Here is a 26,187-nt window from a genome sequence, read left to right as displayed (position 1 = left end):
CCGCAGTCTTTCTATCTCCACTGCCAAAGATTGTTGATGATGCGGCAAAGATCATGAACGATTTTTCTCTCTTGTCAAGTTGTGGGGGCGGGGTTGTGACCAGGTGAAAAATTTTTCATGAGGTCGAAATATCTTTTCAGGTGACAAATTCGGCTTTGCGCTTAAGTGCTTAATTTTTATGTTTTATATGTTACCTTGATGTACTCTTGTGAATATGTATTTGAGCGCATAATATTAATCGAGTGGACAGTTGAATTTCATGATGACTTTGAGCCGGAGTTTGATAATCTACCAGAGGAAGTACAGGATGAGTTGCTTGCTCAAGCCACTTCACTGGAAAAATTTGGCCCTCAACTAGGGCGGCCAAAGGTTGATACGCTCAAAGACTCAAAGCACCCTAACATGAAAGAGTTGCGTTTTAAAGCAGCAGATGGTGTATGGCGTGTAGCATTTGCATTCGATCCGAAACGAAATGCAATCTTATTAGTGGCTGGTGACAAGTCTGGTGTTAGTGGAAGTTATTTCTACAAGCAACTTATAAACAAGGCTGACGCTAGATTTACAGCACACTTAGCCCAATTGCGACAAAAGAAAGGTTGAGTTAACTATGGCGACAACTTTAAAAGAAAAACTAAAGAAATTACCGCTTGATCGCCAAAAGAAAATCGAGGCGCGATCAGTAGAGCTTATAGCTGAGGAAATGACCAGACAGGAACTCAGACAATCACTAAAGTTTACTCAAGCACAAATAGCTCAGATCCTTCAGATTGATCAAGGGAACGTTTCTCGAATTGAACAGCGCACCGATTTAATGCTTTCTACTTTGCGAAAATACGTAGAGGCATTGGGAGGGGAGCTACAACTGGTTGTTAGGTTTCCTGATGACCAAGTTATTGCTCTGAAAGAAGCCTTTGACTACGAAGAGGTGGAGGAAGATTGCCCTCCACCTCTGGCTTTAGCCAGTAAGTAATTTTGATTACTAGCAAAATTATAGTTTTTGTATTGAAAAGCTGAAGCGCCTCTAATAAAGGCGCTTCATTCAGCTTTTTGTCCTAGCAGGGGTATGGGACGCGATGCCTACGGCGGTAAACAACGCCTTATCAAGGGGTTATGAAAAATTTTTCAACCACTGCGCCTTGTTACATCTCACCAAAACAAGGGATATTACGATAATGCGATCGCTTTTGCAAGAGTGTTAGTCTTTGCTTGGATATCTAGGTATCCACTCTTACTAGGCAAAAGCCAAGAGCGAAGCTCCACTAAGAATAAGAATTTTTCATAACTTGATGTACAGCAAGCTGCGAGGTGTGAGGCTCATTGGTTGCAAATTCAATCGCACTAACCTCTTGGAAGTTGAATGGCGAACCACCGATTTTACGGATGTCAAATTGTCTGGAGCCATTAATTTCTACTCTGGATTGCTGGAGAACGTTTTGCTTTGCAACACCACGATGCCGGATGGCAATGTCATCACTGAAGAGACTTATTGGGAAGCCTGAATGATGGTAGGTTTCTGTGCTTGCTAGCAGAGAAGAAACTAACGCATCTCCCTTGCTATTGCTATCGATATTGCTTGACCAGTTACTTTCGATATAAAAAAATTGAGTATTTCTAACAGGTAAAATCTATGTAAATTACTTTTTAAAAAATCTTAATATTTCTCAACTAAGTTTCAAAAATCTTGGTATTAGATTAAGAATAAATTAACAGCGATCGCTTTGTAAAGGTTAGTTGATATTTCTTGTCAAACGGCTAGTGAAGTTAGAAACTAAGAAATACAACACACGCAATTATTTTATGACTGCTATTTCTAGCTTTGAATTCAAACGACCAATTTGGCAAACTGCGATCATATTGACTTTGGGCTTTTGGCTCAGTGCTAGTCTAGTTTTGGACTGGGTAATTATGCCTAGTCTTTATCTTTCTGGGATGATGAGCCAAGCAGGTTTTACGACAGCAGGCTATACGATTTTTTGGAACTTCAATCGGATGGAATTATTATCTGCTGCTGTAGTATTGACCGGGGCACTAGCTTTGGGCAAAATCCGATATCACTGGCGTATTGGCAGTATTGTTTTATCTGGGCTGCTACTAACTATAGCTATGCTTGACACCTATTTCTTAACTCCGCAAATGTGCGCTATAGGAGTTCAACTCAACCTATTTGAAGCTGCTGCTGCTATTCCATCGACAATGAATTTACTACACGGCAGTTATTGGGTACTGGAAGTAGTTAAGCTGGTGGCTGGTGGTACACTTTTAAGCTGGTGCTGGCGGGAGCAATTTTAAGTAAATGACGAAGTATAACAGTGAGATTATTCACTTCTAAATCTCATGTCAAAGACGCAAAGAAATTCTTTGCGTCTTTTTGCTACATATATCTTATGGGTTAATGAATGCGATGTCTATGATGGGCTACGCCTACGCGTACAACTTTGTATTTATATTTGTGACTTTTAAAACTTGAGATTTTTATGGCAAATTGCTACTATAAAATGATTCACTCATTTATAAGTGTAATTCAATAAGCAGACAAAATTATCTTTTACTGTACATTTTCAGTCTTTCAGGACATCTGAACAAATAAATACTAAAAGATTATATTAATTAGTTTTCATGTTTACTTTACTGATTTATCATGAAGTTTATATATTTCTGCTAACTTTTTTTGAAAATTATAGTAATCTGAATTTTAGTGAGTACGTTACTTGTTATCTACCATCTAACTGAAAATAGCTATTTTGCAGGTATGTACTAGCAATCAAGAATATCGCTGTAAGTTCTTGAATTTGTCACTCCAGTGTAGGGTGACTATTTAGCCCCACACAACATTAGAACCCGTTTCCAGTACTTATGAAGAGATTCCCTTCTGCTGATTTGGTAGCCTGTGCATCTCACCACACACTATCATGGCGGCAATTATCAGCTAACTCATTCTTGGTCGGAGGTTACTATTCTTGTTGTGCAAGTGATAATTTTGTCCAATCCCAACATTAAGAGTTGCTCTACAATCACAAACCTAAGTCAGACATTGAACTCTTTATTGGGGATTAGAGACTGAGGACTGGAAAGATTTGGATGGGGATTAGAACCCCAACCAAGAACAAAAGTAAGAATTTCTTGCCCAGTACTTAGTAGCAGAGCGCCCATTCGTGAGAGGCCAGCGCAGTGAGGGAGTGCGGTCTTCTTCCTACAGCCCTTCCCTAACGGGACGCCTTGCGGCGAACGGGCATCCTACGGCAGGTGCTAGCCTCTCACAGATGGGACAAGGGGGCCACTGCGGTCTTCTCCCAGCGGAGACGCCAAGGGCGATAGCGTCCCTTGCGCGTCTCTAAGAGTTGCGGTAGCGAGTCAGACGCTCCTAGGTCGCTCTAAGCGTTGGCGCAGCCTCTCTAAGAGTTGCCATGCCGCAGGCTTTACGCTACGCTACCCTTGCGTCTGGGGTTTCCCCAAGTAGAGGAGCCAGCCGTGTAGGGTGGGTATCCGGACTTGAGCGGACTGGCGTCAAGTGGCGTGAGACGATGCCGCGCATAACGCAGCCTCAACTCTAGAAGTTCCCCTCAAGAATAAACTTCTAGCAAAAGTGCCGACGACTCTCGTCATGGCTACAAAAACATAGTTCGTCAGCGCGGACTTAATGCCTAAAAGCCTTGAGGAAATCCCTTTACGTCTACAGTCTTGTAGGTTTTGGTCGCTCTAAACTTTAGCATCAGGGGCAAAACAACTTTTGTAATATAACTAAAGTATCTGCAATTTTAGGCTGCAAAATACTGATAACAATGATACTTTTGTGACTGATGGGCGAGAGCCAATGGTGTGTGCGTCACACTTGAGCTACTGTTAGATCGGCTAGATTAGCGAAAGATACAGAAAACCAATCTAATTTTTGAAATACTATATCCTGGCAACCAGTCAGGCGATTTTGCTATTGGGCTATAACATGAATTGGTTTAGTTGTAATTCGTGCCTTATAGCTTAACAGAGATTGGTGAATTAGCAGTTGGGGGGTGTGGAATCTCTGTACTAACTTAAATGTGACCGCTATATTTATCTGATAGTGCTTCCAACAAAGTCGCGGTGAATTCCGAAAAGGTAATTCACTAATTTTGCCTGCAAATGTTAATTTTATTCCAGAGCCATCCCAATGAAGACACTTCCGATTAGTAGATACAGATTTTTCCAAAAGCTCCAGCCTTTATCTCTGTTGAAAAAAATCACTGGTAAGTCGGTTACTGGTTGTTTGCAGGTGTTTAGCACGTCAGGCTGTTGGTCTATATATGTGGACGAGGGTAAACTTATTTATGCCTCCTACTCAGAGAAAATGTTTGAGCCACTTTACAGGAATTTGCAACGCTTGAGTCAGGAAATTTCTACTCTCCCTGGCGGAATCAAAGAACAGTTGCGGGCGATATTTGAAACTGGTATTGAAAATCAGGCAATACCAAATCCAGATTATCTGGCTATTTGCTGGTTAGTCAATCAGAAATATATCAGTCCCTTTCAAGCGGCGATACTGATAGAGGAATTGGCACTAGAAGTTCTGGAGTCTTTTCTGAACTTAGAACAAGGGAGTTATGAATTTATTCCTGAAAGCTTTCTGGATGACATGCCAAAGTTTTGTCATCTAAATCTCCGCTTACTAGTTGAACGATGTCAAACACCCCGAAGCGTTGGTGTCTCTGAAAGAGAAGCCTCCCGTAGAGAAGCGACTTATCGTCAGACATCACCAACTTCTCAATCGCACCCTTCACAATTGTTCCAAATAAATGAGCTGAAACCTAAAACTACACCAAAGTCGTCTAGAACAAACAGCTATAAACCACCAGCCTACTCTATTAATACTAATGAACATAGGGATCAACGAATCACCCAACCACCTGTTGATAAAAAAGTCTACACAATCTTTTGTATTGATGACAGTCCTACGGTATTGAATGCTATTAAAAGTTATTTAGATGAGCAAACCTTTTCTGTTGTCGGAGTCACGGATTCTTTAAAAGCTTTAATGCAGATTATTCGCACAAAACCTGATATAATTTTGTTGGATATTTCAATGCCTAATTTAGACGGATATGAACTCTGTTCTTTGCTGCGAAAACACTCACATTTTAAAAATACACCTGTGATTATGGTGTCAGGAAAAGTAGGATTTATAGATAGAGCTAAAGCTAAGATGGTCAGAGCATCAGGCTATTTAACTAAGCCTTTTACACAAGGTGATTTACTAAAGGTAATCTTTAAACATATTATTTAATTTACGATTCTAATAAATAACTCCATAAACCCAACATATTTTTTTGGAGATTTAAGGTTGACTATTACCTGGATCGCTACTATTATAGTTAGAAAAGATTATCTGATTAAATTGAAATTAATTAGTCATTATCTCAGAAAAAAGGGTTACAATGTAATAAAAGTAACTAGTGCAAAATAAGCTCTAGAAATAATCTTAGAAGAAAAGCCGGATGCGATTGTTACGGATGTAGTAATACCAGGAATAAGTGGATTTGAATTGTATCGCTTCATCAAAACAAATCCGACTAATCAAAAAGTGCCTATTGTAATTTGTAGTAGCAAAAATCAGGCATTTCACCGCTTGTGGGCAACAAAGTAAGGTGCTGACGCATAACTAAGCCATATACGCCTAAGCAGCTACTGAGTGTCATTCAATCGCTTGAGGCATAAACCTGCAAATTGATTTGTGGGATATAGCAATCCTAAATGAGTTATAAAAATTCCCAGTGTCCAGATCCCCGACTTATTTGAAAAGTCGGGGATCAAACTTTTCAGTTACCCGTACCCCTACGGGGATCTTGCTACGCATAGCGTTCCGCTCTTAAGGAGAAGGGTCAGATATAGTCCTTGAAATTGAGCGATTTATCGCTCACTACGAACCTTTTTTTGGGTTAAAATTTATAACTTTAATCGCTCTGAGGATGTGATACCTCCCCCAGTATTTCCAAAAGCGATCGCTCCATCACTTCACTGACAAATTTATTACCTTGCAAGTTGAGGTGAATGTGATCGTGATACAAACCTTGCGGGTTGGTAGTTGAATTGAATAGCGGTAAAAAATCTATATAGTTAATTTGCTGTACTTTGGTAAAATCGTTCAAGCGCTGCCGTGCCCTAATTTCGTAATCGCGGGGGCCTGGTTCACCAATTTCTCGCAGTAAGGGAGTCATGACTAGTATAAATTGGCTGTTGGTTTGGTGAGTCAGGGCTTGAATTTTGCTGATCGCCTCCAGATTAATCCCAACGCGATCGCCTGCTTCATTATGCACTGCTTTCATTTCGGGAATTGGTTTTTGCTTGACGATATAACGTTGCCACACTTCCACTAATGCCAGGGGAGGTTTACTGTCAGGATAGTTGCGATCGCGTCCTATCGGTAAGGAAGTGGGAGGAGTAGCAAACAAATCATCGGTATTAATTAATAACACTACCACCTGCGCGTTGAAATTGCTAAACTTCTGTAAATAAGCTAACTCGTTCCTTGGCCCCCAAGAGTTAGCTGAAGCATTCAGCACTTCTACTTCCTGATAATTACTGTTAGTGAATGATGCCAGAGAACGCATCATTATTGTGGATATTGTATTAGTCTGATCTGTCCACCAGCCACCATTAGCAATAGAATCCCCTAACAGTAAAACTCTCAGCCCAGAAGGTGCAGGTATCTTTTTGATCGGACTACCTCGCATAGAATACTCATTAATTTCAATGCGATTACCAAAACGACGGGTACGCTGGTTAGGAGCCAACAAATAACCAATCTGCTCATCGCCAATGTAAATCAGGGGATTACCAAAGCCAAAGAGCGATCGCAGTCCGATCTCGACTACCACAAACAATCCCACAACCACCGCCAAAATTACGATCAGCGCCACTTTCACCTACCCACACCCTTTTATACCGAGTTGCTTTTCAATGATCGTAACTGACGCATTGGGCATTGGAAAGATGCAGAGGGGCGAGGTGCAGAAGGGAAAACTTTTCTCCCCTGCTTCTTCCCGACTCCCCAGGCATCTGACTAAGCGGATTAATATATATTGAAATGTGTTTAATAAGCTTTTAAAACAGCAATTATACGCTTATTAACTGTCTATCTAATAGTTTACCAACGTTTTGATATATTTGGGCTACTTTTGTGTAAAAGTATAGCAGTGTTTTTTAATGATCTAAAATTGTATTATAGGTATTACTATAGCTACAATCTTGAGCATTTTATCAATTAATTTCGCAAAACTTCGCAATTTTTTTTTCAGGGGTAGGGTAGGATGATCAAAATAGCCACACGTAAATATTTAGGCAAACAAAATGTCTATGACATTGGGGTTGAGCAAGACCATAATTTTGCGCTCAAAAATGGCTTAATAGCTTCCAATTGCTTCAATAAATCCCATTCGACTGCCTATGCTTATGTAACTTATCAAACAGCATATTTAAAAGCTAATTACCCATTGGAATATATGGCGGCACTGTTGACGGCAAACAGTGGCGATACAGATAAGGTACAGAGATATATTACTAACTGTACTAATATGGGTATTTCCATAGATCCGCCAGATATTAATCGTTCTGGGGTTGATTTTACACCAACAGCGGGAAAGATTCTGTTTGGATTTTCGGCGGTGCGTAATGTGGGACAGAATGCGATCGCCTGTATTTTGGAGTCGAGAAATGAGACAGGATTTAAATCCCTTGCTGATTTTTGCGATCGCGTCGATTTACGTGCTGTTAACCGCCGAACTCTGGAATCGCTGATTTATTGTGGAGCCTTTGACAAAATTGAACCAAACCGCCAACAGTTAATTAACGACTTAGAATTAGTGTATGATTGGGCACAATCTCGCGCTAAAGACAGAGCCAGTGGTCAAGGGAATCTTTTAGATTTATTAGGTGACGGATTTTCTTATACTCAGAATAAAAGAGCAAATAATGCCTTTGAAACTGCTCCCAAATCTAAACCTGTGATGGATTTTACCCCACAGGAAAAGTTGCAAAAGGAGAAAGAATTATTAGGCTTTTATGTATCAGATCATCCCCTGAAATCCTTACGGCAAATAGCACCACTTTTAACTCCAATAAACCTTTCGCAACTGGGAGAACAAAAGGAAGAAATAAGGCTTTGTGCAGTTGTCATGTTGAATAACGTGAAAAAAGTGGTTACAAAAAAAGGCGATCAGATGGCAATTTTGCAAATAGAAGACCTAACTACACAATCAGAAGCTGTAGTTTTTCCTAAAACCTATGAACGCATTAGTTCCCTACTCCAAGTTGATACTAGATTGATTATTTGGGGAAAAGTAGATCGACGCGACGAGCAAACTCAATTTATTTTAGAAGATGCAGAACCAGTGGAAACAGTGCAAATGGTGATGGTGGAATTAAATCCCCAGCAAGCAGGTAATATCGAAGAACTACATCGCTTGAAAACAATTTTGCAAGAACAGTCAGGAGACAAAGAAAAGGCAAAAATGCCAGTGATTGGAATTATCCAAACTGAAAATTCTCGTAAACTTGTTCGCTTGGGTTGGCAATTTTGCGTACAAGATTCTAGAATAACTGTTCAAGCTTTGCAAAACGCCAGTTTTCCTGCTCATATAAAATCGTTAACTGGTAGCTGACGCTAAAAGTGAAAAGTTCACTAATACTGAAAAGCAGCTAAAAAATCAGTTTTACTGAACTGTCAACAGTAAATAGACTTAAGTACATAGGATTCTGGTCATTTTTTTAGTTACTTCTGCGGATGATAATTTCCGCTAGAAAAGAGTATCTTTTTATGCCAAGGGACTTGAGGCTGCGATCGGGGGAAGGAGTTAGAACTTGATGATTGTCAACGAGCTAGATAAATTTGTTTCATACTGTAAAAGAATTCAACCCCAAACTCAGGAGGACATTCAAAAATTTTTTGAAGGAGTTATCTTGTTTCCTTATGATAAGGAACTTCTATTGCAAGCTTATTTATTTCTGAATATCAAAGACTTGTTTCCTTCATGCGCCCAATTGCTGTTATTTGAAAAATCTCCAATTTCAGATTATACAGATTTAGGGAAGTGTGATTTTGTCTACCTGACCTTTAAAGGTAGTCTGTTTTTAATTGAAACTAAGTTTATTGATACAGAAGCAACAGGAGCGACAGAAAGAAAAAGAAGAAATAAGCATAGAAACAAGGTATTTGAGCAAGTTATTACTTTAAAAGGTCGATTTAGTGAATATTGGAATATGAGGCTAGATCAATTGGAGTGCGGGGTTTTCACAACAGATGCAGAAGTTGCTTGGCGAGGAAATGGTGTGAATGTTGTGTCTAAATCAATATCTATAGATCATCTCGAAAAATGGCGAAGAAGTTATCACACTAGTGAAAAAGGTTATCAGGTAAGCAAAATGGGAGTACAAAAACCGAATTAGTCTTCCTGATGCAAGTCAGTTAGTTGCAGTTTCTGTTTTTAATTTTTGCTAAAACTAAATCCCTACCACTTTAGTCTAATTTTTAGCAATTTTTAATTTGGCAAGCATAATTCTGCCTGACGATGCTTTCATCTTCGGAGATAGTATGATGTATGTAAATAATCGTTACGATATTACAATACGGTTCAGTTAGTCCTAAAAATCTTAAGCTGCGTAGGTTGGATTGTAGCAAAATACCCGTAGGGTATGAAGTGAAACCCGACAATTAACGCTTAATGTTGGGTTTCGTTCTTCACAGGCAACCTACAATTATTCTTAACTGAGCCGTATTGTACGATATTATTGATATTAATGTCAAACTTTTAATAACAAGTTAATCTTAAAACTTTAGTGGTATATTCTTAACCTTAACTTAATTTTATTAGCGGAATCTTCCTATTATCAATCACAAAATTGGTAGCAATCAAGCTGAACTTCAAATAGCAAATTTGCCAGATAAATAATTTCTTAAACACGGATAAGTCCGATAAGGGAATTTCAACTTTAACGATTTAGTAACTAAATACCTTTGTCACCAAGTATCTATCACAGTATTCTATATAGTTTGAGCTTCGTTGGTTCAGTTCTCCAACTATTAATTTTATTGATTCATAATGACAAATATCCTACCTATGACCTTACCAATGGGCCTTCAGGTAAGAAAGTTAATGACTTTTATACTCCATAAATCAATGTTAAAGTTGCCTTGGAAAATGGCAAATTAGTTGATCAATCAACTGCTATAGAGGGAAGTATTCAGCGATCGCTCGTTTTTTGCCAATCTCATAAAATCGCATTGCTCCTATCTACCAGTAACACTGGAATTTTTGCGCTATTCCTTGGTTGACTCTTCCTTTAAAGCAGACCCAAGAAGATGCTGATTTGCCTGCCGAACCTTAGCTCTTGCCTCATCATAGAGGAAGGGTAAATAGGCATACCGCCGTCCTTGAGTTATAGGTGTCGCTTCGTGCAACAGGGAACAGGAAAAGACGATAGCTCCACCCACAGGCGGTTGATAGGTTTGCTGACCAAATTCTGGAAATCGCAAACATCCACCTTCGTATTCACCCGTATTCAGATTCAATGACACCGCAAAGCAGCGATGAGCAGTCCCTTTCGTGGTATTGTCCCGGTGGGGTCTAAAGTGTCCACCGATTTGGCTGTCATAGCAAGCAACAATGTGACGCTCCATTCGGCTTGCTTGAAACTGAAAGGCTTTGAAAATTTCGGGAACAAGGCGATCGTGAATTCGATGCATCGCCGCATTCCGCAGTTCCTCGTCGGTAATCTCCTGATCCCGTCGCCGTTTATGACCGTAATCGTACACTGGGACTGTACGGCCATCGACTTCTCGCATAAAGCCGGAGTCTCCACCACCATGCAATTCATAGAACTGAATCAGCGCCTGACACAGTTTTGGTTCAAATACCCTGGGTACAACTAAGACAGGTGCCTGAACTGCCGCCGGTGCTTCTGACGGAATGGGTGGCAATTGGGCGAGGAATGCCATCAACTGCGGCACATGGGTTTCGGGTGACTCGTTAAACGGCAGCACCGCCAGCACCCGCAGACTATAATCGAGTACCAGCGTAAATTGTCTGTAATCCCCTGTGGCGGTAACGGCACCGTATTTTTGGCTAATGGCTTGATTAAAATCCCAGAAGAACCGGATGCCCGGAAGATGCTGCTGAACTCGGTGCTGCTTCTCATCCTCTGGATCGACGCTCACGCCAAAGAAACAGAAGTTTTGGTCATCAAAGACTGCCCGTTGGCTCCAGATGTCTTCAAGAATGCGCTGGCTCGTCTTCATTCCCGCTGAACCGAAGAAGCAGAATACAATGTAACGACCCGCGATTGTCTCGAAGTGAAAATTAGCACTGTTTGTAGAACGGGCTGTGAACCAGGGGGCTGGCTCACCGATCATCAGGAGTCTCTGGCGCACGGGCATAGGCTTCTTCCAATTCCTACTCAGCCTGGTTTTCGGATGCAGCGTTTTTTGAAGAAAGTGGCATTACTAAAATCTTATCGGGGTATAACAACGATTCATAAAAAATTTCGCCATTTAGTGTGAAATGCTTTACTTAGACAAAAACAAATGAGAGATGTTTTCTGTATTTAAACCCTTGGCTGTCTTATTGGTATCTAATAACGAATTTGAAAGCTTGAACCCCACCATAATCGTTAAGGAATAAACGCAAATATACTGATTAGACAGTCAGGGACTCCAACTCCAAATGAAGTGATAGCAAACAATTTCGCTGATAGATAAAATCCAAAGAGGTATATCAGGAGCCACAGAGCCAACCAAAAACGCACTTTTAACAATTGTTACTCGTGATCAAGCCTTATTTAGAGCCGCTGTCATGAGAAAGTGCTTTTTCTTCTCCAGTAAAAACCGCGTCCAACCATAAGCAACCTTTACCCGAAAAACATGTCAGATTAGTTGAACAAGTAACCAAAAGTCTGACAGGAAAACCATACTAATGAGAATTTGGGCTACTATTGCTGTGCTAGCTTCTTCTTGGCTAATGTTTGGGATCATAGCTTCTGAGCCGATCGCTGCTAATTCTATTGTAGTACAAAATGTAATACCTCTTCCTCCGCCAACAAATGCCAAACAGATTACTGTCAGTAGCGCTGTGTTTGGGTTGAAGAGAGTTGACACCAAAGGTAACGTTACCATTTTCCAGACAACAAGAGTGCCACTTCAGGAAGGAAACGCCTACGGATGGCGAATTAAACTCAAAGATTACCAAGGTGAAGTGAAATGGCGCGAAGTCTTGCATTTACCAAAACCTCCAGAAAATTGGGGTACAGATAATGGTGAAGACTTCTCAATATCAGCAGACGGTACTACATCTGTGACGCGGCGCACACAGTCGGCTCCAGAGGGTGTGATTGAGAATTTTTGGACGATCGCTCCTGGCGATCCAGTTGGTAAGCATAGAATAGAGGTCTATATTGATGACCATTTGATCAGTACTTTCGAGTTTGAAATTATTCCACTCAAGTAGATATGAAGGAAGAGGCTTACTCTAATTCCTTCCTTTTGAAGGAGGGTTAGGGAGGATCAAGCCTTAACCCAAGCCTATTGGAATATAAATGGTTGTTTGAAAAGTGTTTAGCTGTGATTTAGGCACTTTATTCATCTCCCCTAACTCCAGGGCTGGAGCCGCTTACTACAAACCTTTAATTCTTCACGCTTACTTAACTTAAACCAATAATTGATATTTCTCTTGAGCTAGATTGTAAAGAGGTCGCCAAATCAAACGATTGGTCAACACTACTAATAGAGACATTATCACTGTCGAAGCTAATAACAGGGAAAAATTGCCTGTCGCGGTGGCATGAGAAATCGTTGCTCCCAATCCAGAAGTACTAATTACTCGCCCTTGAAATGTGACATACTCACTGACGATACTGGCATTCCAAGCGCCGCCAACAGCGGTAATAATTCCTGTAATTAGGTAGGGAAAGATTGCAGGTAAAATTAAGGTTTGCCAGCGTTGCAAAGGGGATAGTTTATACACCGAAGCGGCTTCGATGAGGTCTGAGGGAATCGACTGTGCCCCAGCAATGACATTAAACAGGATATACCACATTGTCCCTAACATCATCAGAGCGATCGCACCAATCTGCAAACCGCCAGCGATGCGGGTTAAACCTAGCAGCAACAGCGGAAATAAAGCTGTTGCCGGTACAGAAGCGGCGATTTGTACTAATGGTTGTAACACTTGAGCCAGCCGGCGATTGCGACCGATTGCTACTCCCACGGGTACAGTCCACAACAGTGATAATATTAAAGCAATTATCACCCGCAACGCCGTTAATATAGCGCCCTTTATCACCTGTTGCCAATCAGCCCAGCCTAAAGTCCGTAATAGTAATACGGCTTCCCAAGTACCCCACAGGACAATTAAGGTGAAGCCGCTAACAAATACCCAATTTAAAAAACTCGGCAGGTTGAGGTTGCCTTTGGTATTTACAGGTACAGAACGCACGGGAAACGACCGAATTAAACTGTCGTCTAGGGCTGTTTGTAATGGCTGAAAAACGCGATCGCTAATTGTGCGTAAAGTAGGCGATCGCCTGACAATATCCAATACCCACGATTGGGGTGCATTTTCAGTTTCAATCATCTCCAACTTAAATCTTTCTGCCCAAGCAATCAGGGGTTGCCACACAAAAAAATCAGTTGCCACAATGATCGCAATCAGCACCGCCAAGCCCCAAAATATAGCTTTAAAGTCTCCTTTGTTGGCTGCTGTGGCTAAAAAAGAGCCTAATCCTGGTAAGCGAAAATCTTTATTCCCCAAAGTAAATGACTCAATAGCAATTAAAAAAAACCAACCTCCAGCCACCGACATTACACTATTCCATACCAAACCAATTACACCAGATGGTAACTCTAATGTCCAAAAGCGTTGCCAGGGATTAAGCCGATAAACCCTTGCTGCTTCTAGTAATTCTCGTGGAATACTTTGGAGAGATTGGTAAAAACTAAAAGTCATATTCCAGGTCATACCAGTGAAAATCAGCAAAATAGCTGCTAGTTCTACACCAATTCTCTGACCTGGAAACAGGGCAATCAAAGCTAGTACCACACCTGGTAAAAAAGACAATACTGGAATCGATTGCAGAACATCCAACATCGGAATTAAAATCCGCTCTGCAATTTGGGAGCGATAAGCAGTATAAGCATACAATAGGGTGAAAATTAGGGATAAAAAGTAAGCCAGCCCCATGCGAATCAGGGTTTGGGCTGTATATCCTGGCAAAGCATTGATATTTGTAGAAATTATAAGTTCAGGTTGAAAAGTACCGCTAAATTGAGAAGCAGTTCTAATAATTGCCACAATGAAAGATAAAATCACCAGAATCAGCAATCCATCTTGCCAAGTCCAATTGTTACGTCCCAGAGTTTTATTTGCAGGAGTGAGGGGTCGAGTCATAAGAATAGGGAGTGGGGAAAGTTAACAATGACAACTGACTAATCAGCATTAACAACTTGCTCTAAAAATATTTGTCCCGATGGCTCATCGTAGCCGTATATCTCGGCGTAACGACCCCAATCAACGACGGTTTTTAATTGTCGTTCGGCTTCTTGTGGGCTAAAGTGACTTTCTAGGATATCTAAAACCAGTTCTTCTGGAATGCGTTGATTATTTTTCGCTTCCAGAAGACGGTAAATTCGCTGTACCAAGCGAATATTAGTTAAGAGTTGCGATCGCATGATTTGTTTGCGATCGTCAATACCACCATTGATAAATTGTTGCCCGACTGGCTTCAGGTTAATATCGCCTTCTGCGAGTTCTACAAAATCCATTAATTTTGCAGCTTCCACAATTGGTAAAATCTCATCTACTTCTAATTGCAATTCTTGAGCAAGCCGATATAAGTCTTTTTCCTGACGATCTTCTAAAAGTTCCAAAAGACCGGCAATAGAACCAATTCGCACGGCTGGCAAAGACTGATATTTTGCTGATGGTGTTGCAGGTTGTAGAGAGGTAGTCGCTGGAGGCTGAATTGTTTCTAGTTCTGGGTTCGTGATGATTGTATAAACTTTATCTACCAGGGCTTGAAAACTTGGGTGTTTGCGATCGCGGTAATGGGGTAGAGTCACAGGTAAATCAGCCCGAATTCTTCCCGGATTGCGTCCTAGAACAATAATCCGATCTGCCATAATTACCGCTTCCTCAATCCCGTGGGTAACAATGAGAATGGCTTGGGTGGGTATGCGACGTTCTAACCACAAATCTAATAACTCAAACCGCAAGTTTTCTGCTGTTAGCACATCCAATGCCGAAAACGGCTCATCCATACATAACAGTTCTGGTTCTACGGCCAAAGCCCTAGCAAATCCAACTCGCTGACGCATTCCCCCAGAAAGCTCTTTGGGATAGGCATTTTCAAACCCATCCAAACCAATAATATCAATCATCCGTAGCGCTTTTTGCCGTCGAGAGTCTGGGGGATCTCCTTTGGCCTTTAAACCCAGTTCCACATTCTCCAGTACAGTTAACCAAGGATAAAGGGCAAAACTTTGAAAAACAATTGCTACCCCAGGATTTAAACCAACTAGGGGACGGTTATGATATATAACTTCACCTTGACTGGGGGCGATTAACCCAGCAACTATTCGCATTAAAGTAGATTTCCCTGAACCTGAAGGCCCTAGCAACGCGACTATCTCCCCTGGACGCAACTCAAGATTAATATTTTCCAGGATGACAATCTGCTGACCGTTGGGCTGCTGATAAGATTTGCTGACACTTTTTAGAGCTATCAGGTGTTCGGTTGCTGTTTTAAAGACCATGACTCTTTCTGTAAGTAAATAATTAAATAGAATCTCATGTTGAGGTTATTTTACAGTTAAAGTGAACTAAAAATAGTTTGTTCAGGAATTGGGACAGTCCGAGAATCTATCTAATCGCTTGCCTTGTCATAAACTAGGTGTAGTAGTTAATAAGATAAATTTCCTAGCTGGTGCGAAAAAATGACTGCCCACCCGAATATTAATAGGAATAAATTGCTCTCTATTAGCTCTGTGCGTCTGAGTAAAATTGGATTGATTGCAGATATTAAATAAACAACCTTTATTTACTATGGGGGTTAAAATAGAAGCTGTCCACAGTTAAATTCGTTGGCGTTTGTTTCGAGGATGTTTAGAAAGTGGAGGGTATTGTAAGAAAGGTCACAAAGCTTAGAGGATGTTTGGAAAGTTAAAAAAAGCTCTAGTATCTGCTCCCCTTAACCTTAAGTTGAGGAGTATCTTAGAGATAGAAGTTTAATTCTTGTTGGGTGGCGATCGTGAATACAGAGGAATTCCTGCGATTAATCGAAAAGCAGCCCCTATGTCCTCAGACACTGCCAAAAGGGCTGCAAGCAATGTGGTATGACAAAAAAGGTGATTGGAGCAAAGCTCATGAAATACTTGGAAATGCCAGCGATGCGGATAGTGCTTGGGTTCATGCTTACCTGCACCGCAAAGAAGGCGATTTGAAGAATGCCCATTACTGGTATCAGCGCAGTGGTCAGCCAGAGTTTCCAGGAGAACTAAGCCAGGAATGGGAACAAATAACTTCTGTATTGTTAAGGAAGGTCAACGCGACGCATGAATGCTGAGGAATTAAAACGGCGTTTTGCCGCCGGGGAAAGATATTTTCCAGCCGTCAACTTGAGTAACAACAAGCTGATTGGAGCCTATTTGCCTGGAATCAATTTATGGGGATCTGACTTGAGTGGAGCTAACCTAGCTAAAGCTAAACTCTGGGGAGCAGATTTGAGTAGAGCTAACTTAGCCAAAGCGAACTTGACCAGAGCTAATTTGAGCGGTGTCAAACTGAATGAAGCAAATCTCCGGGGAGCCAAACTCAACTATGCCAAGTTGTATGGAGCGAATCTAACTGGCGCTTACTACGATGAAAGCACGCGGTTTTCTAGAGGTTTTGACCCCATCAGTAGAAATATGCAGAAGGTGTGAAGGGGATTAGGGAACACGTGGCGTTCTCTGGGGATAAGGGCCAATGGGTACTGGGGACTTCCCTGCAAGGGGATTTAAGATTACAGTATTTTTTAATTCATCCGCTAGTCGTAGAGAACTCATGCTGAATTCTCTATGACTAACTCCTTGATTATTTCTAATTAAATTGGCGAAAATGTTGCTTTAAATAACTGATTTTGATCCGTGTTGATGTGAGCCATCTAACATAGATGATATCAACATTTGTTCAAAGACTTTAGAAAGAGCAGTTTGAAAACGCTGACGATGTTTGAGTTTGAAAAAAGGTCGAACTATTTCTGCGTAGGCGTAGCCCGCCGTAGGCATCGCACCGTTGCCTTCTCTGTTATCAATAACTCGAATTACCCGCAGAGTTCCCAACTGTATTTCTTTTTTTACCATCAACTCAGAAATTCCAATTGCACCGACACCATCTTCGATTGCTGCTTTTGTCATCTCTCCACTATTGAACACTAAAATTACATTCAGTTCACTGAGATTGATTCCCCAATTTTGTAAGGCTTCCTCAAACCTTTGCTGGGTTCCAGAACCTGGTTCTCGCATCACCCAAAGGGTTTTAGTCAATTGGCTTAAATCAATTTCTCCCCACTCAAACCAAGGGTGTTTTTGACCTACGACAATTTGCAAGCGATCGCTCCCCACTATTTCATACTCTAAAGTACTCTGGAGCGCTGGCTTCACATCTCCTTCCACCAAACCCAAATCAAACTGTCCTGTCGCCGTTCCGACACAAATCTCTTCTGTATTGGCAAGGCTACAGTCAATCTGGATACCGGGATATCGGCTCTTAAACTCACTTATCTTGCTTGGTAGCCAGTAGTTACCAATTGTCAGACTCGACCCTAATTTCAATTCACCCCGTTGCAGATTGTTCAATTCTCGCAATCCTCTTTCAGTCAAGGAAACTTGATCGAGAATTTTCTGCGCTTCCACTTGCAGCAATTTACCAGCCTCAGCAATCTCGATATGGCGACCAATCCGATGGAACAGTTTCACTCCGTATTCTTGCTCTAAGTTGTGGATCGCTGCACTGACGGCAGGTTGTGTAATATAAAGCTCCTCAGCGGCGCGAGTAAAGTGTAACTGCTGCGCCACAGCCAGAAAGATTTTTAGCTGCTCAAGCGTCATTCCTGCCATTTATGGTATCCCTACAACTTGGTGTCAAATTTTTAATCACTTTCATTTATCATTTTGACAAACAAAAGCATTTGATTCTATCGGTTAGTTTGACTAAAGTATAAATCAAGGCTTCGGCACAGACCCAAACAGCCAAAGCAGAGTTTAAAAATTTCAGCAGAGCGAAATACATGACGCATCAGTGACAACGACACAGATCATAATTTAGTATTCCTACTCAATATAAGATTTTTGATACCAGTATTTTGGATATCGTAAATCCAATCTAAAATCTAAAATCCAAAATTGAATGACCAAGTATGAAAATAAGGACTTCCACAAATGAGCGGTTTAGTAACTGCAATTACCACAGGGATCACAGCATTCAGTGCCACCAACATCGATGATATTGTCATTCTGACGTTGCTTTTTTCACAAATAAATAAAACGTTCCGCAGTCGTCACATCCTTGCTGGTCAGTATCTCGGTTTTGCTGCATTGATCATTGCTAGCCTTCCTGGTTTCTTCGGTGGACTAATCATACCGCAGGACTGGATTAGACTACTTGGTTTAATGCCAATAATCATTGGTATGAGTAGTTTACTAAAACGCGAAGAGGATTCACCAGAGGAAGCCGAAGAAGAAACCGAGCCGTATTGTCCCTCTATAATTGCCAGTTTTTTCTCTCCAAAAACATGCAATGTAGCTGCGATCGCCTTTGCAAATGGTAGTGATAATATTAGCGTCTATGTACCTCTGTTTGCCAATTCTGAATTAGATAGTCTACTGGTAATACTAAGTGTATTCTTTTCGCTAGTGGGTGTGTGGTGTTATGCCGCTTATAAGTTAACCTACTTGCCTGCGATCGCACAATTTTTGACTGAGAATGGCAATACTTTTGTGCCTTGTATATTGATTGGACTGGGTATATTTATTGTTACAGAAAATGTTACTTTGACTCTTATATCTGTAGTTTCTAGTTATATATTTTCATTGATTTTAAGTTTCAATACTCAGCCGTCGAGTGAAGAACATTGAGGAAAGAGACTTGGGGACAAGGGGAGTTTTGCAGACGCGGATTGGAACACCACCTGAAGATCAGCCACCAAAAAGTGGTGCTCTTGTATTAAATTCAAGGGTGTAGACCTACTTGAGGACTCTTAGACAATTTCTTCAAGTCTCCAAATCTGGCCAGCCCTTGAGTCCTCCTAATAAAAATTTAGTATCTAAAAACAGGTGCATCATGAATTTTCTGCTCAAAATGAATTCTAAACTGCAAAATATATTATCCATTAACAGGAGTCAAAACATGAAAATCTGGAAATCTCTGCTAATTGTCTTGATGATTTTCGCTAATCTCGCCTTTGCTCAACCTTCTTTTGCTGATAGACCAAAATTTAGCAAAAACCCTGACTATATCGAAGTCACTAAAGCTCTTAACGAACTCTCTCAGACAAAAGATGCCCAAACTGAAGTTGAAGGTCTCACACCAAAAGAAATTCAGAAGAGAATCGAGGAATTAACACTGCAAAAATATGCTTTAGAGACGGGAATCAACTGGGGTCAATGCAACAACCAAACAGGTAATACCATAGCAGTATACGGTAAAAGACCAAATGATGAAGACAATGAAGATGCTGTATACGACAATAATCTCTATTTTCTAGCTAATGGTCAGTCCACTAAAAAGAACTGGGATTGTGATGGCATCTATCTAGGGAATGATGTCAAGATAGCGAATTTCACTTCTAGTCCTAATGGGCAAGGTCAAAAATTAACAGGCCCGGCTGCTCTCAAGATCCTTGATGGAACTCAGTTGGTGATTAAGACAAATCCAGATACTGCTGCGATTGAATTGAATGTTCCGACTGTGAAAGTTCTTAACAGCAATGAGGCTAACTGGTTTATCCCAGATATATCGCAGGCTCTCATAAATACACGAGTTCCTAATGCGCCTAGCAATCAGTCTTAAAATAGAACTGCATAGTCTATTTTTGAACAATTGTTCTGAATTGAAATAGGGTAACAGCCAAAATCAGAGGATAAACCTGACTTGCACTGGTGAAAAATCTCTCTGATCTTGGCTGTTTTCTTGATGACACTTTATTACTTACACTTGCTCTGTACCATCAATTACGAATTACAAATTATTCCGTCAAGCTTGTTTTATTTAGATATCTGCATTAGAATAAATTTTGAAAAAAATGTACAATTACAAGAGGTATATTTCATTAGCGCAACTATTGCGCTGGATGCAAGTCATCTGGAAGAAGATTTGCTATTACCTCGGCATTTTTTTGAGAGGAGCCTCTTTGGGAATAAGGGTGTTATTGATGCAGTTATTGAAACCTACAGAAGAAGATAAAGATAAAAAAAAGCCAGGAAGACTGAATCCGTCCCGAATCCGAGATCACTTGGCAAATGAGCGTACCTACCTCGCTTGGATGCGGACAGGGATCGCTCTTTTAGGTTTTGGTGTCGTCATCGTGCGTTTGCGTGCTTTCCAAGTACCTTTGATACCCCGTCCTGGCAATGGGTGGAAGTTAGGTTTAGTCTTCTCGCTGGTGGGTTTAATCACAGTGTGGCTCTCAACAGGACACTATTTTGCAGTCCGTCGTGATATCGAAGAAGATACTTATGAACCAACAGACCGTTGGGTGCTGCTGTTTAGTCTCGCCGTGATGATTCTCGGAACTGGGGTAATCTATTTTGTTTTTACAGCTTCTTTAGATCCATCAAGTCCACTTATCCCTGAGTAACAGTATTTTTAAAACCGTACCTTATACAACTCGAATAATTCCCCTGATTTGTGCGTTACCACTTTACCACCAGCCGCCTTAATCGTTTTTTCCCACTTAGCCAAAGGTTCTAAAAATACCTCAGCCCCCAAATAGGTTTCCAGAACTGCCCAATCTTCCGCCAAAGGCTGTTCTGGATTGAGAACGTCAAACACAAAATGTCCACCTGGTTTTAACACCCGCTTGACTTCTATCAGTACAGCATCCCAGTATTCGAGTGGAAAATAGCAGCTGAATCCTGTTGCGATCGCTAGGTCAAACTGCTCTGATGAGTAGCTTAACTGATGAGCTGCTCCCAACTCAACACCTTTGAATAGCTTGGAATTCAACTGCGGCCCACGGGAATTGAGGGTATCGCGGGCCACATTACTGATTTCTTGCCCATGAAAATATGCTTGCCAATCCCGCCAAGGATAGATTAAAAAGCTGATACCACAGCCGATATCTAAACAGTGCTGGTTTTTTTGAGGTTTAGCAATTTCCCAAAAAGGGGAAGCAATTCTCCCTGAAAAACTACCTCCAATCCACTCACGGAATATCGGCATCGCCTGGACTTCTGTTGGGAGTTCAAAGGTTTCACCTTGATACTCTCGGTTAAAGCGATAGGCGATTTGGGCTAATCTCTCGTCCCAGTTTGTTGATTTGGGTGAAGCAAAGAGATTTTGAAACTGTGAATCGGGCTTTTTGGACATTATATTTCTGCTGCTCTTTTTAAGGATTGTAGTTAAATTCGCTTTGCGATGTCTGTTGACAAGCCACAACTCTTCTCTACGAGAGGCTGCGCCAAGGAGACGCTTTGCGTAGCTTGCTTCTCCGTAGGAGTACGTGTCTACGTGCCCCTATCTAATCATCTGCTGGGGTTTGTCCGACTTCGTAGGTGTAGCCAACATCCCAAAAACTGATACTGTAGTAAGTGCGCTTATCCAAACACTGGTTGATAAACTGGCTGAGTTTACGGCTATTGTAGCGACCATCAGCATATTTAATTGTTCGCTTCTCGAATCAAACCATAGTTGCTGCTTACAGTGCCAGTTGAATTGCAGTTGTTTTAGTTTTGGCTAATGCAGCCACAATTTTATGTTGATAAGTGTAATTGTATCCACCCTGCTAATAGCCGTAGTTGGTAATTAGGGTGATATTGTCAAGCAGAATTTGAATTTCAGTTATCAGAGTTTGAGTTGCTTCCCTTGATGATTCTTCGTAGACAATTTGTGTTTATTCAATTTTTTGCTATGCTTAAAAGCCGGCTAGAAGCTGTTCATTTTCTGATTTTAACTTATTTCTAATTAAATATATTTATATCTTCCGATAAATTCCGAGAATAACTGTTTCATGAAGATGCTTCTAGGAAAGCATAATTAAATGGTTGCAACAGAATACCGAGAATTTTATCAACATCATTGATATAGTATTCAACTAGATCAATGTATGCTATTACTCCTTGCAACATTAAAAACCGCCAGTTTGTTCCACTGGTGACAACTCCATAGATTGTCTTAACTTCTTCTTGAGTATTTTGATTAAAAATTTGGGCAGATATCATAGTGGCAATACATTGTCCTAAGCCACCTTTAATATTTTCATTCTTTGCTTCAACAATTGTAATGACAGGCGCTTTAATGTAAAACTGTTCTTCAGAACCACAGAGAATGAAATCACAAAATCCATTCAATCCTTTACTAGAATCTACATCAAAATCTGTACCAGAAAATAGAGAAATTTGATAATTTGATTGCCGTCTAACTTCCGTTAAAACTGGCATAATTATTAATTCAGAACGGGCTTTTTCAGTGTTGATGGCAGTTGCTAATTGGGTATATTCTTCTAAGAGCGTTGTTAAGGTGGCGGAAGGTTGAATAGGTGACACTTCTTTGAACAAATTGCGCTTTTCATCAATTACAAGCTGAAAAGTCTCTCGAACTTTGGCGAGTGTGAAATCACTGTATGCCATCTACAACATCCTTCATTATTCACAGTTTGATTTATTATTGCCCACTTATAGCAATTCTAAATCAAACACCCATAAATAAGATCCCCGACTTCTCAAAGAAGTCGGGGATCTGGGGCTTACAATGCTCACTTTACAAACTTAAGATTAACCCAAATCGAAAAGCAAGATTTCGCCGCCGATGTTGGTGCTAATTTCTAGCTGTTCTTCGCCGTTGATTTGCACTCCATCGCCTGCTCTGAGTTCCTCGCCATTCAAGTTAACTATACCTCGGGCTATTTGTAACCAGGCATAACGACCAGGTTTGACTTGATAATTAATAACATCACCTTCCTCTAAAACAGATGTGTATAAATCAACATCTTGGTAAATTGTCACAGCACCATCGCGCCCATCCCTAGCAGCAATTAAGCGGAGTTTGCCGCGCTTTTCTTCTAGAGGAAAAGTTTTTTGTTCATATCTTGGTGTCAACCCTTCTTCGTCAGGAAGAATCCAGATTTGCAGCAAGTGTAGTGGTTCAGTTGGTGAAGGATTAAATTCGCTGTGGCTGATCCCAGTTCCAGCGCTCATAATCTGTGCATCACCGGGGCGAATCACCGACCCTGTACCCAAGCTGTCTTTATGCTCTACTGCACCTTCTAAGACGTAAGTCAGGATTTCCATGTCACGATGACTGTGGGTAGGAAATCCAGCACCAGGGGCGATGCGATCATCGTTAATCACCCGCAGAGAGCGAAATCCCATCCGGTTGGGATCGTAAAAACTACCGAAGGAAAATGTATGATAACTATCGAGCCAGCCTATTTGAGCATGACCACGGGCATTGCGATCGTGAATTAAGTGGGTAATCGTATTTTGAGACATAAATTTACCTCGTTGTTAATGAATATTTAGTTAGGAGTCGGTCAATTTTAGATTTTAGATTTTTCCTTCAATTGCCGAAGATATTTTTTAATTCTTCAACCTTGTTTTGAACTATTTCAATAGTAAAGCATGTACATATAAAATGAAAAGTACGCACTTAAAAGTGGCGTACTTACCAAAAAGATACTGTGAGATTTTAATTTAAATCAGTCGTGCTAGTAGGGTGTGTTATGCCGTAGGCTAACGCACCTTTAATGGTCGCTCGTGCTGTACTTTTTATATATAGCAATCCTATCTGAGTTCTGGAAAATTATTTTGTTTAATGAACCAGGACACATAAACTACGTTTGCAAAGCGTCTCCTTGGCGCAGCCTCTCGTAGAGAAGAGTTGTGGCTGACCACAGGGTAGGACGTAAAGTGTAGAAAGAGAAAATTTTACAAATGATTTGGGACTGCTATATCAATTCTGGATCAAGATGTCCGATGAAATGGTGCGTTAGGCTAAAGCCGTAACGCACCCTACTACTAATGAGTTAGAAAGCGTATCTCTCAGAAGTACTTATATTACAGCAGCAGGTATCTTTTGAGTTTTAGTAATATCCGCTTTGCCATTCTCTGCCTTAATTTCTGCTACTTGCAGATGAGCTTCTAAGAACCAGAGTCGTTTGTCAATGGTGCGGGAAATTTCAGTGTAAAGGTCGGTGGTATCAGCATCACCTAAGTCATTAGTTTTAGCGATCGCTTCCCGGATATGTTTAGCATAGGGTGCAAAGCGATCTGCTAAGGCTGTCACATGGTCTTTACCATCCAAAATATCAAAGGGATATTCTGGCAAAATTGAATCACTAGCAGCAGAACGGACTGTTCCTAAGGCATATCCGCCTAAAGCAGTGACGCGTTCCGCAACTAGATCGATGTACTCTTCCAATTCACCAGCAAGTTCATCAAATAATTGGTGTAGCTGGTAGAAGTCAGTTCCTTTAACATTCCAGTGCGCTTGCTTTGTCTGGGTTTTCAGATCCAAAGTAGCTGCCAAAGTTTGGTTGAGAATTACTACGATTTGCAGTCGCGCTTCGGCGGGAATGTCAATGCGGGTGGGGTACAAACGTGATGAAATGGTGTTGTCGCTCATGATTCTACTTAATGCCTTTTATATCTAACTTTACAGATAGTGATTGGCTGTGCAAAACTCTCTAACGATAGATTGAATTAATGCCTGAATCTGTCAATATTTATGACTATTGCGTTAACTGCGATGGTTTTCTATGCTATCGAATGTACCACCGAAAAGGCGCTGGTGAATTATATCACTCTGCAAAAAGTCATGGGGAAAACCCAGTTCAATTTGACTCACTTCATCTAACCGTTGCAAATGTTCTGGTGAGAGGCTGACATCTAAAGAAGCTAAGTTATCTTGAAACTGAGTTAATTTACGTGCGCCAATGATCGGAATAATCACACCACTTTGAGCGCGTAACCAAGCTAATGCTACTTGTGAGGGTGTGTGGCCAATTTTTTCTGCAACTTCACTGACAACTTGAGCGATCGCTAAATTCTTTTCAGAAACCTCTCCCCCCAAACTCGCAACTCGCCCCTGTTCCTCGCCTTCTTGACTAGGTTTATTGTATTTCCCTGTAAGCACACCACCACCCAAGGGCGACCACGGCGTTACTGCTAAATCAAAGGCTTTAGCCATCGGTAGTAAGTCACGTTCTGGTGTTCGCTGAATTAAACTATACTCAATTTGCAGCGCGACAAACTGCGTCCATCCTTGGTATTGGGCGATGGTATTTGCTTGGGAAATGATCCAAGCAGGGGTATCAGAAATGCCGATGTAAAGTACCTTACCTTGACGCACTACATCATCAAGCGATCGCAATACTTCTTCAATAGGTGTTGTGAAATCCCAAGCGTGCAACCAGAATAAATCAATGTAATCGGTATTCAGGCGTTTTAGACTAGCTTCTAAAGACTGGATTAAGTTCTTGCGATGGTTTCCACTGGCGTTAGGGTCGCCCGTCTTATTATTCATCTGCAAGGGAAAGGAATATTTTGTAGCAACTACAAAGCGTTCCCGTTCTTTAGCGATCAACTCACCAACAATTTTTTCACTGCTACCATCGGTATAACCGTTGGCGGTGTCAATAAAATTGCCCCCTGCTTCTACATAGGCATCAAAGATTTTACGACTTTCGTCAACAGATGCACCCCAACCCCAATCTTCACCAAAGGTCATGGTTCCCAAGGAGAGTTCAGAGACTCTTAACCCGCTTTTGCCCAAGAGTTTGTATTTCATGAATATTTTCTCATTAATGAAAAAAACTATCGAATACCATCCCAAAAGCATGATAACTGCAAACCGGGGGTGATGTTTGAGGACAAGCCCTTTAGTCTATCTAAATGTAACCTCTTGCATTGTCAGGACTTACGCAATAACTCTCTGAAACTCTTATTCCTTTGTGTCCTTTGCGTCCTTTGCGGTTCGTTTT

24 protein-coding genes and 1 pseudogene are annotated in these 26,187 nt (G+C 41.0%); 15 read left to right on the top strand and 10 right to left on the bottom strand.

What is annotated here, in order from left to right; all coding sequences use genetic code 11:
* Positions 1-237 precede the first annotated feature (237 nt).
* The 7 genes and pseudogenes from Q0541_RS08280 (at position 238) to Q0541_RS08250 (ending at position 5,685) form a co-directional block, all read left to right on the top strand.
* Positions 238-600: a type II toxin-antitoxin system RelE/ParE family toxin gene (locus Q0541_RS08280; RefSeq protein WP_298908406.1), complete on the top strand. Its 363-nt coding sequence runs from the start codon at positions 238-240 to the stop codon at positions 598-600.
* Positions 601-607: 7 nt separating this feature from the next.
* Positions 608-970, top strand: coding sequence for an XRE family transcriptional regulator (locus tag Q0541_RS08275; RefSeq protein ID WP_298908095.1), 363 nt, complete (start codon positions 608-610; stop codon positions 968-970).
* Between the two features lie 316 nt (positions 971-1,286).
* The gene (locus Q0541_RS08270; RefSeq protein WP_298908092.1) at positions 1,287-1,499 is read left to right on the top strand and encodes a pentapeptide repeat-containing protein; all 213 of its coding nucleotides are present in this window, start codon (positions 1,287-1,289) and stop codon (positions 1,497-1,499) included.
* 298 nt (positions 1,500-1,797) lie between these two features.
* A complete protein-coding gene (locus Q0541_RS08265; RefSeq protein WP_298908089.1) occupies positions 1,798-2,289 on the top strand; it encodes a hypothetical protein in 492 nt (163 codons plus the stop codon).
* Positions 2,290-3,404: 1,115 nt separating this feature from the next.
* Positions 3,405-3,551 (top strand): hypothetical protein, encoded by a 147-nt coding sequence (locus Q0541_RS08260; protein WP_298908084.1) that lies wholly within the window; start codon positions 3,405-3,407, stop codon positions 3,549-3,551.
* 593 nt (positions 3,552-4,144) lie between these two features.
* Positions 4,145-5,254, top strand: coding sequence for a response regulator (locus Q0541_RS08255; protein WP_298908081.1), 1,110 nt, complete (start codon positions 4,145-4,147; stop codon positions 5,252-5,254).
* Positions 5,255-5,311: 57 nt separating this feature from the next.
* Positions 5,312-5,685 (top strand): annotated as a pseudogene (locus Q0541_RS08250) (response regulator).
* Positions 5,686-5,921: 236 nt separating this feature from the next.
* On the opposite strand, the gene Q0541_RS08245 reads toward Q0541_RS08250, so the two are convergent.
* Positions 5,922-6,893, bottom strand: a complete 972-nt coding sequence (locus Q0541_RS08245; protein WP_298908078.1) for an SGNH/GDSL hydrolase family protein — start codon at positions 6,891-6,893, stop codon at positions 5,922-5,924.
* 384 nt (positions 6,894-7,277) lie between these two features.
* On the opposite strand from Q0541_RS08245, the gene Q0541_RS08240 reads away from it, so the two are divergent.
* Both Q0541_RS08240 and Q0541_RS08235 read left to right on the top strand, forming a co-directional pair.
* On the top strand, positions 7,278-8,627 hold the full coding sequence (locus Q0541_RS08240; protein ID WP_298908073.1) for an OB-fold nucleic acid binding domain-containing protein: 1,350 nt from the start codon (positions 7,278-7,280) through the stop codon (positions 8,625-8,627).
* A 202-nt stretch (positions 8,628-8,829) separates the two neighbouring features.
* A complete protein-coding gene (locus tag Q0541_RS08235; RefSeq protein WP_298908071.1) occupies positions 8,830-9,411 on the top strand; it encodes a hypothetical protein in 582 nt (193 codons plus the stop codon).
* 871 nt (positions 9,412-10,282) lie between these two features.
* Here the strand turns inward: Q0541_RS08235 and Q0541_RS08230 are convergent.
* Positions 10,283-11,398 carry a 2OG-Fe(II) oxygenase gene (locus Q0541_RS08230; protein ID WP_298908068.1) on the bottom strand — a complete coding sequence of 372 codons (1,116 nt, stop codon included), beginning with the start codon at positions 11,396-11,398 and terminating at the stop codon, positions 10,283-10,285.
* A gap of 535 nt (positions 11,399-11,933) precedes the next feature.
* Between Q0541_RS08230 and Q0541_RS08225 the strand changes: the two genes are divergently transcribed.
* Positions 11,934-12,464: a hypothetical protein gene (locus Q0541_RS08225; RefSeq protein ID WP_298908065.1), complete on the top strand. Its 531-nt coding sequence runs from the start codon at positions 11,934-11,936 to the stop codon at positions 12,462-12,464.
* Between the two features lie 198 nt (positions 12,465-12,662).
* Here Q0541_RS08225 and Q0541_RS08220 read toward each other — a convergent pair whose 3' ends face one another.
* Positions 12,663-14,402, bottom strand: a complete 1,740-nt coding sequence (locus tag Q0541_RS08220) for an ABC transporter permease subunit (protein WP_298908061.1) — start codon at positions 14,400-14,402, stop codon at positions 12,663-12,665.
* A 38-nt stretch (positions 14,403-14,440) separates the two neighbouring features.
* The gene (locus tag Q0541_RS08215; RefSeq protein ID WP_298908058.1) at positions 14,441-15,766 is read right to left on the bottom strand and encodes a nitrate/sulfonate/bicarbonate ABC transporter ATP-binding protein; all 1,326 of its coding nucleotides are present in this window, start codon (positions 15,764-15,766) and stop codon (positions 14,441-14,443) included.
* A 494-nt stretch (positions 15,767-16,260) separates the two neighbouring features.
* On the opposite strand from Q0541_RS08215, the gene Q0541_RS08210 reads away from it, so the two are divergent.
* Both Q0541_RS08210 and Q0541_RS08205 read left to right on the top strand, forming a co-directional pair.
* The gene (locus Q0541_RS08210) at positions 16,261-16,575 is read left to right on the top strand and encodes a hypothetical protein (protein ID WP_298908055.1); all 315 of its coding nucleotides are present in this window, start codon (positions 16,261-16,263) and stop codon (positions 16,573-16,575) included.
* Complete coding sequence (locus Q0541_RS08205) at positions 16,565-16,933, top strand: pentapeptide repeat-containing protein (protein WP_273769083.1); 369 nt, start codon at positions 16,565-16,567, stop codon at positions 16,931-16,933. The genes Q0541_RS08210 and Q0541_RS08205 overlap by 11 nt, the downstream gene beginning before the upstream one ends.
* Positions 16,934-17,116: 183 nt before the next feature.
* Here Q0541_RS08205 and Q0541_RS08200 read toward each other — a convergent pair whose 3' ends face one another.
* Positions 17,117-18,109 (bottom strand): LysR substrate-binding domain-containing protein, encoded by a 993-nt coding sequence (locus Q0541_RS08200; protein WP_298908049.1) that lies wholly within the window; start codon positions 18,107-18,109, stop codon positions 17,117-17,119.
* A 321-nt stretch (positions 18,110-18,430) separates the two neighbouring features.
* Between Q0541_RS08200 and Q0541_RS08195 the strand changes: the two genes are divergently transcribed.
* The 3 genes from Q0541_RS08195 (at position 18,431) to Q0541_RS08185 (ending at position 20,847) form a co-directional block, all read left to right on the top strand.
* Entirely contained in the window at positions 18,431-19,126 is a 696-nt protein-coding gene (locus Q0541_RS08195) for a cadmium resistance transporter (RefSeq protein ID WP_298908046.1), read from the top strand.
* A gap of 271 nt (positions 19,127-19,397) precedes the next feature.
* Positions 19,398-20,060: a hypothetical protein gene (locus Q0541_RS08190; protein ID WP_298908044.1), complete on the top strand. Its 663-nt coding sequence runs from the start codon at positions 19,398-19,400 to the stop codon at positions 20,058-20,060.
* Positions 20,061-20,421: 361 nt separating this feature from the next.
* On the top strand, positions 20,422-20,847 hold the full coding sequence (locus tag Q0541_RS08185) for a DUF202 domain-containing protein (RefSeq protein WP_298908042.1): 426 nt from the start codon (positions 20,422-20,424) through the stop codon (positions 20,845-20,847).
* A gap of 8 nt (positions 20,848-20,855) precedes the next feature.
* Here Q0541_RS08185 and Q0541_RS08180 read toward each other — a convergent pair whose 3' ends face one another.
* The 5 genes from Q0541_RS08180 to Q0541_RS08160 all read right to left on the bottom strand — a co-directional run bounded on the left by Q0541_RS08180 (position 20,856) and on the right by Q0541_RS08160 (position 25,994).
* Positions 20,856-21,578, bottom strand: coding sequence for a class I SAM-dependent methyltransferase (locus Q0541_RS08180; RefSeq protein WP_298908039.1), 723 nt, complete (start codon positions 21,576-21,578; stop codon positions 20,856-20,858).
* Positions 21,579-22,216: 638 nt separating this feature from the next.
* Positions 22,217-22,837 carry a hypothetical protein gene (locus Q0541_RS08175; protein ID WP_298908036.1) on the bottom strand — a complete coding sequence of 207 codons (621 nt, stop codon included), beginning with the start codon at positions 22,835-22,837 and terminating at the stop codon, positions 22,217-22,219.
* A gap of 144 nt (positions 22,838-22,981) precedes the next feature.
* Positions 22,982-23,698: a pirin family protein gene (locus tag Q0541_RS08170; protein WP_298908033.1), complete on the bottom strand. Its 717-nt coding sequence runs from the start codon at positions 23,696-23,698 to the stop codon at positions 22,982-22,984.
* A gap of 559 nt (positions 23,699-24,257) precedes the next feature.
* A complete protein-coding gene (gene dps / locus Q0541_RS08165; protein WP_298908031.1) occupies positions 24,258-24,830 on the bottom strand; it encodes a DNA starvation/stationary phase protection protein Dps in 573 nt (190 codons plus the stop codon).
* A gap of 114 nt (positions 24,831-24,944) precedes the next feature.
* Positions 24,945-25,994, bottom strand: a complete 1,050-nt coding sequence (locus Q0541_RS08160) for an aldo/keto reductase (protein WP_298908028.1) — start codon at positions 25,992-25,994, stop codon at positions 24,945-24,947.
* Between the last annotated feature and the right edge of the window lie 193 nt (positions 25,995-26,187).

The organism is uncultured Nostoc sp., from assembly GCF_937863485.1.
Classification (GTDB): Bacteria; Cyanobacteriota; Cyanobacteriia; order Cyanobacteriales; family Nostocaceae; genus Nostoc.
The sequence above is the reverse complement of the archived record's forward strand: the minus strand, read 5'-3'. Positions and strand labels throughout refer to the sequence as shown.